The following is a 15,044-nucleotide window of genomic DNA, read 5'->3' on the forward strand; positions in this document are numbered from 1 at the left end:
CAAGCCCTGTGAGAATTTCTCTTTCAGGCAAATAGCCATTGCGCACAACCTGCATGTGCCCTTTCTCATTTCTCAGCTCTGCGTAATGCTGGAGCAGGTCTTGCAATTCAGCCTCAACCGCATCAGCAATGAGTTGTCGGGCGCCGATACGTAACAGTTCGGTCAGCGGGTCTTCGACAAACTCTCCTGGCTTTTTCAGTGTGATAACTTTACTGTTGATCATGACGTATCCTTTTTTGTTGGAATTCTGTTTTGGCAAACTGATTCCAACAGGATACGTCATTTCTTTTTTAATTCTCCCTCAAACACCACTTTTGAGCATAACTCCAAAGAGCTCATGCAAACCCTTACTTCTATCGTCAAGGAGGTCAGGAAAAAGAAGGGTTTTTTGCGAGCAGGTATCTACCAGGATGTCGAGGACGAGATCAGTATCCTACTGTATCAGGAATGGGTGAATCACCAAAGTGCAGAGGCTTTGTTTGCTTCAGAGCTTTTCACTGTTTTACGAGGAGCCGGGAGCTTGATGTGTACGCCCCCGGAATTCATGACCCTGGTTGTTGGCCCAATGTCAGTGACGAAGGTCGAACAATTGGAAATTCTGCATCAACAAGAGGAGCAAAATGATGAGACGAACATCTGCTAAAATTGCCATCTTTGGGGTCATCGCCTTTTCCATGGCGCTGATCTTGTTCACAGTGTCGGCAAACGCTGCCGACACCAAGCCGAATATCCTGTTTATTGTCTCGGATGATACCGGCTATGGTGACCTTGGCCCGTATGGTGGCGGTGAAGGACGAGGTATGCCTACACCCAATATAGACCACATGGCTGCCAACGGTATGACCTTTTTCTCCTTCTATGCCCAGCCGAGCTGTACGCCGGGCCGCGCAGCCATGCAGACCGGCCGCATTCCCAACCGTAGCGGCATGACCACCGTGGCCTTCCAGGGACAGGGAGGCGGTTTACCGGCAGCGGAGTGGACTCTGGCCTCTGTTCTCAAACAGGCCAACTACCAGACCTATTTCACCGGAAAGTGGCATCTGGGTGAAGATGATTATGCCTTACCCAACGCCCAGGGCTATGATGAGATGAAATATGTGGTTCTGTATCACCTGAACGCCTACACCTATGCTGATCCGACCTTGTTCCCTGACATGGACCCTGAATTGCGGGCTATGTTCCAGAAAGTGACAAAAGGCTCATTGTCGGGCAAGGCCGGTGAGAAACCCAAGGAAGACTTCAAGATCAACGGCCAGTATGTGGACACTCCAGACAAAGGAGTCGTTGGAATACCTTTCTTTGATGGTTATGTCGAAAAAGCTGCGATCGAATTTCTCGAAACAGCTGCTAAAGATCCGAGCAAGCCGTTTTTTATCAACGTCAACTTCATGAAGGTCCACCAGCCGAACATGCCGGCTCCGGAGTATGAGCACAAGTCGCTTTCAAAGAGTAAATATGCCGATTCCGTGGTCGAACTTGACGCCCGAATCGGTCATATCATGGACAAGCTGAAGGAATTGGGGCTGGACCAGAACACCCTGGTCTTTTATTCCACCGATAATGGCGCCTGGCAGGACGTGTATCCCGATGCCGGTTACACCCCCTTCCGTGGCACCAAGGGGACGGTGCGAGAAGGCGGCAACCGTGTACCTGCAATTGCAGTCATGCCTGGTAAAATCGTGGCTGGCAGCAGGAATCACGATATTGTTGGCGGTCTTGACCTGATGGCCACTTTCGCTTCCGTGGCAGGCATTGCATTGCCAGAGAAAGATCGCGAGGGAAAACCGATCGTTTTTGACAGCTACGATATGTCACCGGTGCTCTTCGGTACTGGAAAATCTGAACGAAAATCCTGGTTCTACTTTACCGAGAACGAGCTGACTCCGGGCGCGGCCAGGGTCGGTAATTACAAGGCTGTCTTCAATCTTCGCGGCGATAACGGACAGGCTACTGGCGGGATCGCAGTAGATTCCAATCTCGGTTGGAAAGGTCCGGAAAAATATGTCGCAACCGTACCCCAGATTTTCGATTTGTGGCAGGATCCCCAGGAGCGTTACGACATATTCATGAACAACTATACGGAGAGAACCTGGACCCTCGTGACTATCAATGAAGAAGTCAGGAAGCTGATGAAAACCTATCTGGATCATCCCCCGCGCAAACTGCAGAGCGAGGTCTACACCGGTCCTATCACCATTTCCAATTATCAGAAATTTCAATGGGTTCGAGAACAGTTAGGAAAAGATGGGATTAGTCTTCCCCTGCCTACAGGCAACTGATTTGTATTTTCGGAATATGTGAGGCCATAAAAGAAAGGCCATTATTCAGCGCCCAGCAGCTGTAAGAGAACTGCTGGGCGCTGTTTTGAGATGGTAAGACTGACCAATATCTCAAGGAGTCACGTCGATGAATATCAAACGCTTACTGTTTATTTATCTTGCACTGGTCCTTACCCTGGGATCCAGTGCCGTTGCATCTGCCCAGGATGTTGATCCTCTACCATCCTGGAATGAAGGCAAGGCCAAACAGGCCATCATTGCCTTTGTGATTAAGACCACCACCCAGAACTCTCCGGACTTCGTTCCACCAGGGCAACGGATCGTCACCTTCGATAACGACGGGACATTGTGGGCTGAGCAGCCCATGTACTTTCAACTGCTTTTTGCCCTTGATCTAGTCAAGGATCTCGCTCCGCAACACCCAGAGTGGAAGGACAAGGAACCTTTTGCCTCGCTGCTCAAAGGGGACGTGAAAGGTGCCTTGGCTGGTGGCGATAAGGCGATTCTCCAAATTGTAGCTGCAACCCATGCGGGCATGAGTACTGACGACTTTGCAGCAATTGTAAAAGAGTGGATCGGGAAAGCGAGACATCCAGTGAGCAAACGTCTATATACCGAGATGGTGTATCAGCCGATGCTCGAATTACTGTCATTTTTGCGAACCAATGATTTCAAAACGTTCATCGTTTCCGGTGGTGGGATCGAATTCATGAGACCATGGACTGAAGAGGTCTACGGTATCCCGCCGGAATGGGTTGTTGGCAGCAGCATCAAGACCAAATACGTGATGCAGGGTGACACGCCAGCGCTAATGCGGCTCCCTGAAATCGACTTTATCGACGACAAGGAAGGGAAGCCAATCGGTATCAACTCACACATCGGTCGCCGCCCTATCGCAGCCTTCGGCAATTCCGACGGCGATCTGCAGATGCTGGAATGGACCACTGCCGGAACCGGTGCCCGTTTTGGCCTTCTTGTTCACCACACCGATGCAGAGCGGGAGTGGGCCTATGATCGTAAATCGCATATCGGCAAGCTAGACAAGGCCCTGGACGAAGCACAAGCGAAAGGCTGGACGGTTGTTGATATGAAACAGGATTGGAAGGTCATCTATCCACCGACTAAATAGAAACCTGGCTGCTGCTTGTTTGTGTACTTCAGCAGGTCCCGTGTTTGTGGGGCCTGCTGAAGTTGCTTGGTGGAGCTTGAATCGGGAAGGCCTTATAGCCTGGCGAGAAAATGCAGGCTCACAGAGGATATTGTCCGGCATAGAGAAGGTAATGGCAAACGATACGCTATTCGCGAAGCAACGTGTTGTACCTGCCTGTCCGAGAGTTGAATGTGTGTTGAGAAATGAAACTATAATTGATTGGTGCAACCATGGGATCAAAAAAAAAAAATACACGTAAAAAGCCACAAAAAACCGGCAATTCACATTACAGGCTGTTTCTGCCAGCTGTGCTGATTGTTGTCTGCATGGTGATGATTGGTGCGGGCGGGTGGTTGTTTACCCACGAGTCGGGAGCGGGAACGGGAACGGCATCTGCAGATGAGGCTGCCCGGACCTCCACTGAGCAGCCATCCGAACCCGTTTCCAGGGATGTTCTCAACCAACTCGTTGGCCGGTGGCAGCGGCCGGACGGCGGATACGTGCTTGAAATCGGAGGAGTGGACTCCGGAGGAAACCTCCAGGCTGCATATTTTAATCCGCGGCCGATAAATGTATCACAAGCCAGAGTCACAATGGAGCAGAACGCGCCACAGGTATTTATTGAACTCAATGATACCGGATATCCAGGTGCTACCTATACTCTGATGTTTCATTCCCCGCAGAATGTGTTGGCGGGGATTTATTATCAACCGGTTGTGAGTCAATCTTTTGAGGTCGTCTTTGTCCGCGAGAATTAGGAGCCTGGGAGAGGGAATCCATTTCGCATATTTATTCAAGGTCAGGAATTGTGGAGAAGAGAAGATAATGAAGTCGAGAATGGCATTGCCGTTGATGATGACGTTGGTCCTCGGATGTTTCACCCGAGCAGAAGCAGGCGGTATCTACCTCTATGAAATAGGCACCGAGGACGTTGGTCTGGCCAATGCCGGTAATGCTGCCCGCGCTGGCGATGCTTCGGTTATTGCCGGTAATCCTGCCGGCATGACACGGCTGGACGACCATCAGTTGACGGTTGGGGCCCAGATGCTCTATGGCGATGTCGATTATGACCTGGATAATCCCAATCTGCGTGGGCCCGGCAATGTCGTCGGCTGGCTGCCGGGGGCGAGCACATTTTACAGCCACAGTATCAGTGAGGACCTGAAGCTGGGAGTTGCCCTCTACGGTAATTTCGGCCTGAGCCTTGATTATGGCGATAATTGGGCAGGCCACAACCTTACTACCAAGGCCACCCTAATGGGGCTGACCGTGCAGCCCTCTATCGCCTATCGGCTCGATGAGCATTGGTCGCTTGGCGCCGGTCTTGGGATCAACATCGGTATTTTTTCCCTGGAACGCGACAAGCTGAGCGGCGAGAGCAATACAGAGGATGATACGGATATTGCCCCAAACGTCAAACTTGGGATCCTCTATGAGCTGTCCAGCGCGACCCGGTTCGGGCTCACCTACACCAGCAAGGTGGACTACGATTTCGATATCGATGCCGACGGATATCTGCCGTTGACCAATGCTCCATGGTCACTGCCCATAGATGCAGCAGTCAGTGCCCCTCAGCAGGTGATGTTCAGCGCGGTTCACGATCTCAACACCCAATGGTCGCTGCTGATGAATATCGGTTGGCAGGACTGGTCTTCGCTGAGCGAAACTGAAGTGACAGTTGGGGGGATTACCAGGTCCTCGAACCTTGAGGTGCAGGATACCTGGCATGGTGCAGCAGGAGTGCAATATAGGGTAACCACCGACACTCATATGAATTTTGGCATCGCCTACGACAGTAGCATGTATGATGATCAGGACAACACTTCCTTGTTCATCCCGACAGGCGGAGCGTGGCGTTTCGGCACCGGTGTGATGCATCAGCTCAACGACAATTCTTCCCTGGGAGCAGCGGTAGAGTATTTGACTATCGAAGATGCCGAGGTGGCTTCACCTGCCGTATTGGCGGGAGCCTATGACGATCCGCAGATGTACTTTTTCACGATCCACTACAATTATCGTTTTTAGGTGATAGTGGCAAAGCTTAGGAACACACATCGTGTATGTATGTAATGCTTGAAGACAGGACAACAAACATGGAGAAAGGCAGGGTGAGGACCGCCAGGCCAAGTTTTCTTCTCCACCTCCATCCCCGCAGGGTGCCGGAAGAAACGATCCGTTTTTCTCTCAGCCTTGGTCTTGGGGGCATGGCGGCGACGCTCTGCTTGGCCCTCACCTTTACCGGCGTGTTTCAATTACTCAGCTATGTTCCCCGAATGGATGGGGCCTACGAGTCCGTGCTGCAGATGTACGACCAGGGAAACCTGGCCGGGTTCATGCGCAACATCCACTATTGGTCGGGAAACCTGCTGGTGATTGTCTGTTTCCTGCATATGCTGCGCGTCTTTTTGACCGGCGCCCTGACCGGCCGCCGGGGAATAAACTGGGTGGTGGGGGTGCTTGTATTCGGTCTGGTCCTTGGTGCCAACTTTACCGGCTACCTGTTACCGAATGACCAGCTTGCCTATTGGGCGGTCACCATTTTCACCTCAATGCTTTCCTATGTGCCGCTTTGCGGTTCATGGCTGGTTACCACTCTGAGGGGGGGCGTGGATGTTGGTCCGGTCACCCTCACGAACTTCTTTGCGATTCACGTTGGTATCCTGCCGGTTCTCCTCTGGCTGCTGCTGGTGTATCACTTCTGGCTTATCCGCAAGGCAGGTGGACTTATTCAACGGCCTCAGGGTGAAGGCCCCATAAAGATGGTAGACGCCATGCCGCACCTTGTCTTTCGTGAATTTGCGGTCGGGTTGACCCTACTATCTCTTCTTGCGGTATTCTCGGCAATATTCGATGCCCCGCTCGGTGAGCCGGCTACTCCGGGAAACAGTCCGAATCCGGTCAAGGCGGCCTGGTATTTTATGGGATTGCAGGAACTCCTGCTCCACCTCCACCCGGCATTTGTCACGTGTCTCATCCCGGTCCTGACGTTCTGTGTGCTGGCGTCTATACCGTATATAAATAATGCGGTTCTCCCGGGCGGGGTCTGGTTCGGTGGCACGCGCGGCCACCATGTGGCCGCCTGGTCGCTGGTAATTGGAGCCGCCTGCACCACCATAACGGTGTGTATCGACTCCATGCTATCTCTCAACTCAACCATGCCCGATCATCCCTGGCTGACTCGCGGAGTGTTGCCACTTCTGGTCTATGGCGCGCTTCTTACCGGCTGGTACGCGTTTTTCAGGAGGTATACAGGCTGCAGCCGGGCTGAAGGAACAATGGCGGTGATGGTATTTTTGACCGGAACGATAGTGAGCCTGACGATAATCGGCTGCTGGTTCCGGGGTGAAGGAATGGCCCTGGTCGTTCCCTTTCTGGAGTAGAAAGATGGAGAGTACCAAGCAATACAAGTCGTGCAACTGTCCCCATTCGCGTCCGCGCCGGTCATTTCTGCAATGGCTGTGGACCGCCTGTCTTACCCTGGCTGCCGTTGAAGTCGGCTGGCTTGGTTTTTCGATATTCAACGCTTCTGGCAAGCGCGGCAAAGAAAGGACCCAGGACAGGATCATCGATGCGGGAACCGTCGACCAGTTTAAACCGGGTCAGGTCAAGGCAATAGCTCAGGGCCAGTTCTACCTCAGCCGGTTGGAAGATGGCAGATTCATTGCGTTGTCCAGAGTCTGTACGCATCTAGGATGCGCCCTGCCGTGGAATTACGAGAAACAGGCGTTTGTCTGCCCGTGCCATGGGTCGACCTTTGATCGACAAGGGTTGGCGACCAGACCACCGGCAACCCGGCCGCTCGACTATTACCGGGTGAGAATTGAGAATGGCGTGATCATGGTAAACATAACAACATCCGTTGGGCGAAGCGGTTTTTCCTCCTCCCAGACAGCAGGGGTTTGAGGACATGTCAAGGCAATCCCCTAGGACTGGTGAGGGTGGTGGAGAGGTGAGGTTGCTGGAGTTGGTTGCCCTTACAGCGTTTATTGCACTTCTGGTTTCACCGTTTATCTATCTTATGCGCCCGGAACGTCACGCTAAACGCCTGGATTCGCCGCCCCTGCAATTCGTCGGCAGCCAGAAATGCGGTACATGTCATCAGCAGGCTCTTGGCAAATGGCAGGGATCGTACCACGATCTGGCCATGGCGGAAGCCAATGCACAAACGGTACTTGGTGACTTTGCCGATGTAGTGTATCGCGACCCCTATTCAGGAGTGGAAAGCCGTTTTTTCCAAAAAGAAGAAAAATATTACGTAGAAACCGAAGGGCCGGATGGGAAGCCGGGGATATTTGCGATTACCCATACCTTTGGCGCCTACCCACTGCAGCAGTACCTGGTGCCCTTTCCCGGCGGGCGTTTACAATGCCTCAATATTGCCTGGAACTCGAAAGACAAGCAATGGTATCGGCTACCGCCCTATGAGGTAAAGGGCCCTGATGACTGGCTGCACTGGACAAGGGCAGGACAGACGTGGAATAGCATGTGCGCTGAATGCCACTCAACACAGCTGGAAAAACGCTTCAATATCACAACAAACTCATACGATACCAGGTGGTTTGAGATTAATGTCGGTTGTGAAGCGTGCCACGGAGCCGGTTCCAGGCATGTTGCCTGGGCGGAAAAACCAGAGTTGGCTCGTGATTCACTTGGGAATTTCGGACTACAGGTGCAAACCGCCGGCACGAATAACGTTCAGCAGGTCGCGGTTTGTGCTCCATGCCATTCACGAAGATTTCAACTGGGCGACAACAACCATACTCCTGGTGAACTGCTCGATACCATGGTGCCTTCCCTAATCGAGGATGGTCTCTATTATCCGGATGGCCAGATTCTTGACGAAGTGTACGTCTATGGCTCCTTTGTCCAATCCAAAATGTATCAACACGGCGTACGGTGCAGCGACTGCCATGACGTACACAGCTTGAAGAGATATCTGGATGGCAATGATCTCTGCCTACAGTGTCACAAGGCCAGTGACTATGATACGCCGACCCATCATTTTCATAAACGGGAGCATGAGGGAAAACCGAGCCAGGGGTATTTATGTGTGAAATGCCACATGCCTGGGCGCACCTATATGGGAGCGGATTATCGACCTGACCATAGCCTGAGAATTCCGCGGCCCGACCTTACGGCCAAAATCGGTGTCCCCAACAGCTGCATGGCATCGTCATGTCATCAGGACAAGGACCTCGCCTGGATAAATGAAAAATATACAGCCTGGTACGGAACAGCACGTAAACCACACTACGGGGAAATTCTTGCCGCCGGTCGACAGCATCTTCCCGATGCAGAACCTCTATTGGTTAAGCTGGCTCAGGATACTCTGCAACCAGTCATAGTACGATCAACTGCTCTCAGCCTATTGAGTGATTACGGGGCAGAGAAAAATACACCGATATTTACTACCGCTCTGGAAAGCCCGGATGCCCTCCTGCGCTACACCGCAATTCGCAATCTCCTCTATCTGGACCCTGACGCAAAAAAACGACTGGTTGAGCCAAAGCTCTATGATCGGGTCAAGGCAGTAAGAAAGGAAGCCGCCATGGCGCTTACCACTCTCCCGCCAGACATGCTGCGACAGGAAAATCGCCAGGCATTTTCAGAGGCGTTGGCAGAATACCGCCAAGCAATGCTGTACAATAGTGATTTTGCCCCGCAGCGGTACAATCTTGGAAATCTCGAATCGGCCATGGGGCAGGATGAGAAAGCGATCGCTCTGTATCGCGAGGCAATTGCCATTGACGCCGCATTCTTCCCGGCCAAGGTCAATCTCGCCAGGGTACTGAACCGAAAAGGCGAAAATGATGAAGCGGTTCACCTCTTCAGGGAGGTGATTGCCGATCATCCCGAGCTCTATAATGTCCAGTACTCACTCGGGCTGCTGTTGGCAGAAATGGAGCGCTACCAGGAAGCAGCCACCTCTCTGAAACATGCCGTAGACGGCATGCCCACTTTCGGGAGGGCAAGATACAATTATGCCCTGGTTCTCCTCAAACTCAGCCAGTGGCCGCAAGCTGAAACGCAACTCCTTCAATGCCTGGCCGGGGAACCTGCCAACACCAGCTACTTTGAGGCACTGACCCAGCTCTATCTCAATTTTGGCATGAAAGACCGCACGCGGGAATTGGCAAATCGATTTCTCCAGCATTCCCCAGGTGATCCGACAGCAGCAAAGATACTTGAATATGTCAATACGACCCAATAAGACCGGGCGGGAGGGATCATATGATCAAAATAACCTGAGTGCGATCAATCAGTTATTCAACATCCTGCCGCTCCTGTCTCGTTGTGGAACAGGACGAAATGTGAGCCGGGACGTGTAATTGTAATGCAATGCTGAGAAGTTTTGAAAGGAAGGGTAATTCAACAATTTAGAGGAGAGTGAATATGGCACGGCAACGATCTCGAAAGTATTTGGCAGGACTCTTTATCTTTTTGATCATGGTCAGCCTGTCTGTGGCCAGCAAACAGGCCTTGGCAGCCAGCGCTCAGGAAATCGACCGGGAAGTCAAGGTGGCTCTGGAACAACTTTACTCCCAATCCCCGGCGGCGGTAAAAATTTCGAAAGTATCGAAAGGGGTTCTGGTCTTTCCCGATATGGTGAAAGCCGGTTTGATCGTTGGTGGTCAATACGGTCAAGGAGCGCTTCTTATTAACGGCAAAAATGCCGGTTACTACAACAGTGTGGCAGCATCCTACGGGTTGCAGGCCGGAGCCCAGTCATTTGGCTATGCCATGTTTCTGATGACGGACAGTGCTCTGCAATACCTTTCGAAATCTGAAGGTTGGGAACTCGGTGTAGGGCCCTCTATCGTTGTCATGGATGAGGGGATGGCGAAAAGCCTGACGACCACGACAGGCAAGGACGATGTCTATGCCTTCATTTTCGGCCAGAAAGGCTTGATGGCAGGGATTGGTATCCAGGGTTCGAAGATCACCAGGATCAATCCAGATAATTGAGCGGTGTGAACGAATATCACATGATGATCGGCGGTGTTCTAGATCTCAATCGCCATTGGCGAGTGAGTGTAGGCATCAACGGTATTAGCATTGGCTACGCATTTTAACGAACAGTTTGTGTTGTCTGGATATTGCACAAGGACATTGAGATCGAAATCTCCTTTTCTTGTGCAATTCCCCACGACCTTTTTTCCTGGTCGCAACAAGTATCGCAACAGATATATCTATATATTCGGGATGTTATAAGGGATGGGTGATTTTGTACGATCGCAAGTGCAGAAGACAGTCAAGTACCAGATTGGCAGCCCATTCGAACGGTAAAGACTCGCAGTAGGCACTGTTATGGTCCTGGGTTTCACAGCTGGGAGAGGTGTTACAGTTCGACTCATCTGATCTGCATCTTTTTGCAATGGAGAATAGTATGGAGATAATGTGGAAATTACCATCATGTTTGTCAGAAATACGTAAAAGCCTAATACAAACGTTAAAACAGGTATTTAATTTCGCATTCGTCCTGCTGTCGGCCTTTACCGCTTCCGTTCAGGCAGCCACCTCTACAGTGGATGGCGGCAGTCCACCATCCGATAGCGCCGCCGATCTCGCCAGAAAAACTTCTAATCCATTAGGTGGCGATTTTATTATGCTTATCAACCAATTCGATAATTTCTTTCTGAAAGGAGACATTACCGACGATTACCAAAATTACAATAACTGGGCCTTTCAGCCGGTAATCCCTATTTCCATGAAGGATGTAATCGGAGACGGCTGGATTTGGGTAAACAGACCGACGATCAATATCGTGTTGAATTCCGATGTTCCCGATGAGAAAGAAATTTCTCGTCGGATTGCAGCAGGGACTCTCGACTCATCTGATGTTCCCTTTGAAAGTGTAAGTGGTTTTGGCGATATAAGCTATTTCGCTCTGCTGGGTAAGGCCACGCCCACCAAAAAATGGGGTAGTGGTGAAGTGGTTTTGGCAGGTGGAGCGACCTTTCAGTTTCCGACGGCCTCCAGGGATGAAATCGGCAGTGGCAAGTATTCTGCCGGCCCTGCCGCAACGGCAGCTTTTATCGGTAAGAGATTTGTTCTTGGTTCCCTTGTGCAACAGTGGTGGGACTATGGCTCGGGTGGTAATGGTTCTGGTGATGATGTCAATCTCACCAATATTCAACTCTTCTATTTCCTTAATTTAGGCGGCGGCTGGCAGGTTGGCGGTTCGCCGATCATCACTGCTGACTGGGAAAATGACAGTGACGAGGTGTGGACTGTTCCGATTGGCCTTGGCGTTTACAAAACATCATTTTTTGGAAAATTGCCGGTCAAAATGGGCCTTGAGGCGCAATACATGCCCATTCGACCGGATGAGTTAGGGCAGGAGTACAACATCCGTGTAGTAATTACGCCAATCATACCCAACATTTTTAACTGATAATTGTTTGTTTTGTTGCTGGGGATCATCCTGCAGGGTTATCGCCTGTTCGTGAATGAGTAAGGAGAATTGAATTATCTGGCATACAGCTGAACGTGGTTTCATATATAATTAGCAGTCCTTGGCATTGTCCCTATGTCCTGTCTGGCACTTATGAAGATTGAGATGGCATTGGGTAAAGTGGGCTATGAACCTTTTCAGTTATAGTCTCAATAACTCCCCTGTACACTGCAACTTAAAACTGCTACTGACATCCGGGAAGTTCTGCTTTTAAAAATTCCTAACAGGAAAAATCCAGTCTCAGAGGAGAGATTGTCCATGACTCCACGTAACAAAATTCCAACCGTATAAATGATATACTAAGGTTATTAACGCTCTGTTTTTTCTGTAAAAGAAAAAGGAGGCGATTATGACCGAAGTAATCTCTACGACCAAGTTTACTGCTTTTGCTCAAGGGTTCTTTTCAAGTGGTCATATCGAAGTCCAGCATGTTGATCCAGGGAACCCTCGTTCTTTTCAAAAACGGTATTGGGCTCAACTCTCATGTACACGATTAATCGCAAGTCGCTTGCCTGGAGCAGATCTCGCCGCAGAATACATGTATGACAAATACATCAGAGATCTGTCAACAAAGACCATTCAGAGTTCTGGCCGTGTTATTCTCTACTTCCTACACTTTCTGGAACGCAAAAAAACAAACATCTACACTTTGACTCATCAGGATATCAGTCAATTTGTAGGATATGAACAGGAGCGAGGGCAAAAGACGCAGTCCGTTGTTAATTATCTTAGAATTGTCTATGCTTTTATCAAGTACCTGGTTGATCAAGATGTTTTACCGGATACAGTCATGGAGCGAAAAATTCGTATTAAACTCCCAGAAGCACTTCCCCGTGCAATCACTCCTGAGGATCAGCAACGTCTTCTTGGTGCTATTCGCTTGGATCGAGATCGGGCTTTGATTTTGCTTTTACTGCGGACCGGAATGAGAATTGGTGAGTTACTCGAAGTTCAGGTATCCGATATCAGTGTAGCTGAGCGAAAGATCATGATCTACCTGGGAGAGAAGAACTTTCAGGGACGTGCGGTGTATTACAGTGAAGATGCAGAACTGGCACTGAAAAAATGGCTGAAAATCAGGCCAGGCTACTCGACTTCCCTCTTTCCAGGCAGATCAGCAGGGAGAAGTATAAGCTATGTAACAGCTTGGAGCGTTATGCAAAATATTCTGGATCGTGCTGGTCTATCGGATAAAGGATATAGCTTACACAGTCTTCGGCACACCTTTGCCACCGATATGCTGAATGCCGGTATGCGCTTGGAAGTTCTTCAGCAATTGCTTGGTCATCAGGAGATCGAAATGACCATGCGCTATGCCAAGATAACGGATTTGACCCGTGAGCATGAGTATTTCAAAGCCATCGCCCGTATTGAGCAGGGAGGATACTATGAACATCGACGCGTCAATACTCAATTACAAAGGGTATTTGAAAAGAAAAAACTACTCCGCTCAAAGCGTAAATAGCTACTTGTATCGGTTAATGCATTTTCTGGTTCGGCTGCCTGTACAACTGGAGTCTGCAACCTCAGTCCACATCAGGAGTTATCTTGATCTCCTCTTGGAGCAGCGCTTGGCTCCTAAGACTGTCAATGAACGTTTGATTGCTATCCGCAGTTTTTACCGTTACCTGCATGAAGAGGAAGGTAAATCTATTAAAAATCCTGTCCTCAAAGGTATGGCATTACGGCTGCCAAAACCGTTGCCCAGGCATGCAAAACAGAGCGAACTCGATTTGTTGTTTGAGGTTATAACCAAAAAGCGAGATCGTGCTTTATTTATGCTCATGCTGCGTTGCGGACTCAGGGTTGACGAGGTCGCCAATTTGAGCCTTGATGCCATTGATTATGAGAATAGTCAGATTGTTGTACTCAGAGGAAAAGGGGCCAAGGACAGAACAACCTACATCAGTAATGATGCCGCAGATGCACTGGCCGCTTATCTACAAGTAAGACAGCCGACCAAGGAGGGAAGAATTTTCTTGGTGGAAAAGGGTATTCATAAAGGCGAGCCGATTTCAGTTCGTGGTATCCAGAAGCGTATCGAGTATTACTCGAAGAAGATCGGTGTAACACTTTCCTGCCACAAATTGCGTCATACCATGGCAACCCAATTGCTCAACGCCGGGGCTGATATCGTTACTATCCAAGAGCTATTAGGGCACTCCAAAATTGAACAAACTATGCGGTACAGCCAGCTTTCCAACATGAGGGCACAACACGACTACTACAAAGCCATGAATGGAGTAATGAAAAATGAGTATTTCAAAGGATAAGGATCAAATCCGCCCGGCCAGCTGTCAGATGCTCCGACGAGCATGCAGTAGCGGCCCATTCTCGCACTGACAACAGGCCGGGCTACCGCCGGAGTAGACCTTGACTTTTTACTTTCAAATATGAGAAAAATGAAGAATGTAACAACCTAACAATAATAGAAAAAACAGAGTTTGTTACGCGGAGTCCATGAATCTCTTTACTTCAGTCGTGAGAAGGCATAGCTTACCTTTTTTCTGAGCATCCGAGTCGGGATAATTGTCTACTTTTTCAGTCAATAAGGATCAGGAGCAGACATTGTGCACTTGACCTTGCCAACACATCTATTAACCAAGTGTTTGACCACTTCACCATTTCATGTTTTCTGTAGCTGTAAGTGCCTGTCTCTAAGTGGCGTTGCTGTCAGGATTCGAACCAGAGACTCACGCATTATAGTCTGTAGCCGCTATTTTATTATAAAAGGTGAAGGCAGCAACTCCTGCAGGGTGAAGACCCGGTTGGCACCGTTGGTGATGATCCAGGCGTCGGGGGCAAGCTCCGCCAGCCATTGTCGGCAACCACCGCAGGGCATGGTGAGGTTGGGGGGGATGCTGCCCGTTGCGTCTGGTTGGGCGTCACGGCAACAGATGGCGATGCCGATAATGGTGGTGGCTCCATGCATTCGGGCGTGGGCAAGTGCCACCCTTTCGGCGCAGACCCCGAGGTTTGAGGATACGTTTTCAACATTTGCCCCATTGAATATCCCTTCTGGAGTGAGCACCGCTGCCCCGACCCGAAATCGGGAATAGGGAGCGTGAGCCTTTTCTGCGGCATCTTTGGCTGCCTTCAATAAGCTTATCTGGTCAGGAGTCATAAGGATAGTATTGTCGTCGGGGTCTGGAAAAGAGTT

At 50.2% G+C, this 15,044-nt stretch carries 13 protein-coding genes and 1 pseudogene; 12 read left to right on the forward strand and 2 right to left on the reverse strand.

Annotation, left to right across the window (positions count from 1 at the left end; translation table 11 throughout):
• A pseudogene (locus tag BUF15_RS19300) lies at window positions 1-223 on the reverse strand (IS256 family transposase); the annotation flags it as partial.
• Between the two features lie 51 nt (window positions 224-274).
• Here BUF15_RS19300 and BUF15_RS19305 point away from each other — a divergent pair.
• The 12 genes from BUF15_RS19305 to BUF15_RS19360 all read left to right on the forward strand — a co-directional run bounded on the left by BUF15_RS19305 (window position 275) and on the right by BUF15_RS19360 (window position 14,157).
• Window positions 275-643, forward strand: coding sequence for a putative quinol monooxygenase (locus BUF15_RS19305; protein ID WP_327021883.1), 369 nt, complete (start codon window positions 275-277; stop codon window positions 641-643).
• A gap of 31 nt (window positions 644-674) precedes the next feature.
• Window positions 675-2,279: an arylsulfatase gene (locus BUF15_RS19310; RefSeq protein ID WP_407642631.1), complete on the forward strand. Its 1,605-nt coding sequence runs from the start codon at window positions 675-677 to the stop codon at window positions 2,277-2,279.
• Between the two features lie 127 nt (window positions 2,280-2,406).
• A complete protein-coding gene (locus tag BUF15_RS19315) occupies window positions 2,407-3,408 on the forward strand; it encodes an HAD family hydrolase (RefSeq protein WP_073615360.1) in 1,002 nt (333 codons plus the stop codon).
• Between the two features lie 251 nt (window positions 3,409-3,659).
• Entirely contained in the window at window positions 3,660-4,187 is a 528-nt protein-coding gene (locus tag BUF15_RS26635) for a hypothetical protein (RefSeq protein ID WP_143170786.1), read from the forward strand.
• Window positions 4,188-4,254: 67 nt separating this feature from the next.
• Window positions 4,255-5,454, forward strand: coding sequence for an OmpP1/FadL family transporter (locus BUF15_RS19325; RefSeq protein WP_084554219.1), 1,200 nt, complete (start codon window positions 4,255-4,257; stop codon window positions 5,452-5,454).
• A 68-nt stretch (window positions 5,455-5,522) separates the two neighbouring features.
• The gene (locus tag BUF15_RS19330) at window positions 5,523-6,809 is read left to right on the forward strand and encodes a cytochrome b N-terminal domain-containing protein (protein ID WP_159441331.1); all 1,287 of its coding nucleotides are present in this window, start codon (window positions 5,523-5,525) and stop codon (window positions 6,807-6,809) included.
• Between the two features lie 4 nt (window positions 6,810-6,813).
• Window positions 6,814-7,332 (forward strand): QcrA and Rieske domain-containing protein, encoded by a 519-nt coding sequence (locus tag BUF15_RS19335; RefSeq protein WP_073615362.1) that lies wholly within the window; start codon window positions 6,814-6,816, stop codon window positions 7,330-7,332.
• Window positions 7,333-7,336: 4 nt separating this feature from the next.
• Window positions 7,337-9,640, forward strand: a complete 2,304-nt coding sequence (locus BUF15_RS19340) for a tetratricopeptide repeat protein (RefSeq protein ID WP_073615363.1) — start codon at window positions 7,337-7,339, stop codon at window positions 9,638-9,640.
• 182 nt (window positions 9,641-9,822) lie between these two features.
• The gene (locus tag BUF15_RS19345) at window positions 9,823-10,395 is read left to right on the forward strand and encodes a lipid-binding SYLF domain-containing protein (RefSeq protein ID WP_073615364.1); all 573 of its coding nucleotides are present in this window, start codon (window positions 9,823-9,825) and stop codon (window positions 10,393-10,395) included.
• 421 nt (window positions 10,396-10,816) lie between these two features.
• On the forward strand, window positions 10,817-11,824 hold the full coding sequence (locus tag BUF15_RS19350; protein ID WP_073615365.1) for a hypothetical protein: 1,008 nt from the start codon (window positions 10,817-10,819) through the stop codon (window positions 11,822-11,824).
• Window positions 11,825-12,233: 409 nt separating this feature from the next.
• Complete coding sequence (locus tag BUF15_RS19355) at window positions 12,234-13,349, forward strand: tyrosine-type recombinase/integrase (RefSeq protein ID WP_073615366.1); 1,116 nt, start codon at window positions 12,234-12,236, stop codon at window positions 13,347-13,349.
• The gene (locus tag BUF15_RS19360) at window positions 13,273-14,157 is read left to right on the forward strand and encodes a tyrosine-type recombinase/integrase (protein WP_073615367.1); all 885 of its coding nucleotides are present in this window, start codon (window positions 13,273-13,275) and stop codon (window positions 14,155-14,157) included. The genes BUF15_RS19355 and BUF15_RS19360 overlap by 77 nt, the downstream gene beginning before the upstream one ends.
• A gap of 443 nt (window positions 14,158-14,600) precedes the next feature.
• Here BUF15_RS19360 and BUF15_RS19365 read toward each other — a convergent pair whose 3' ends face one another.
• Window positions 14,601-15,008: a cytidine deaminase gene (locus BUF15_RS19365; protein WP_073615368.1), complete on the reverse strand. Its 408-nt coding sequence runs from the start codon at window positions 15,006-15,008 to the stop codon at window positions 14,601-14,603.
• Window positions 15,009-15,044 lie beyond the last annotated feature (36 nt).

Origin of the sequence: Desulfopila aestuarii DSM 18488, assembly GCF_900143695.1 — a bacterium.
Classification (GTDB): domain Bacteria; phylum Desulfobacterota; class Desulfobulbia; order Desulfobulbales; family Desulfocapsaceae; genus Desulfopila; species Desulfopila aestuarii.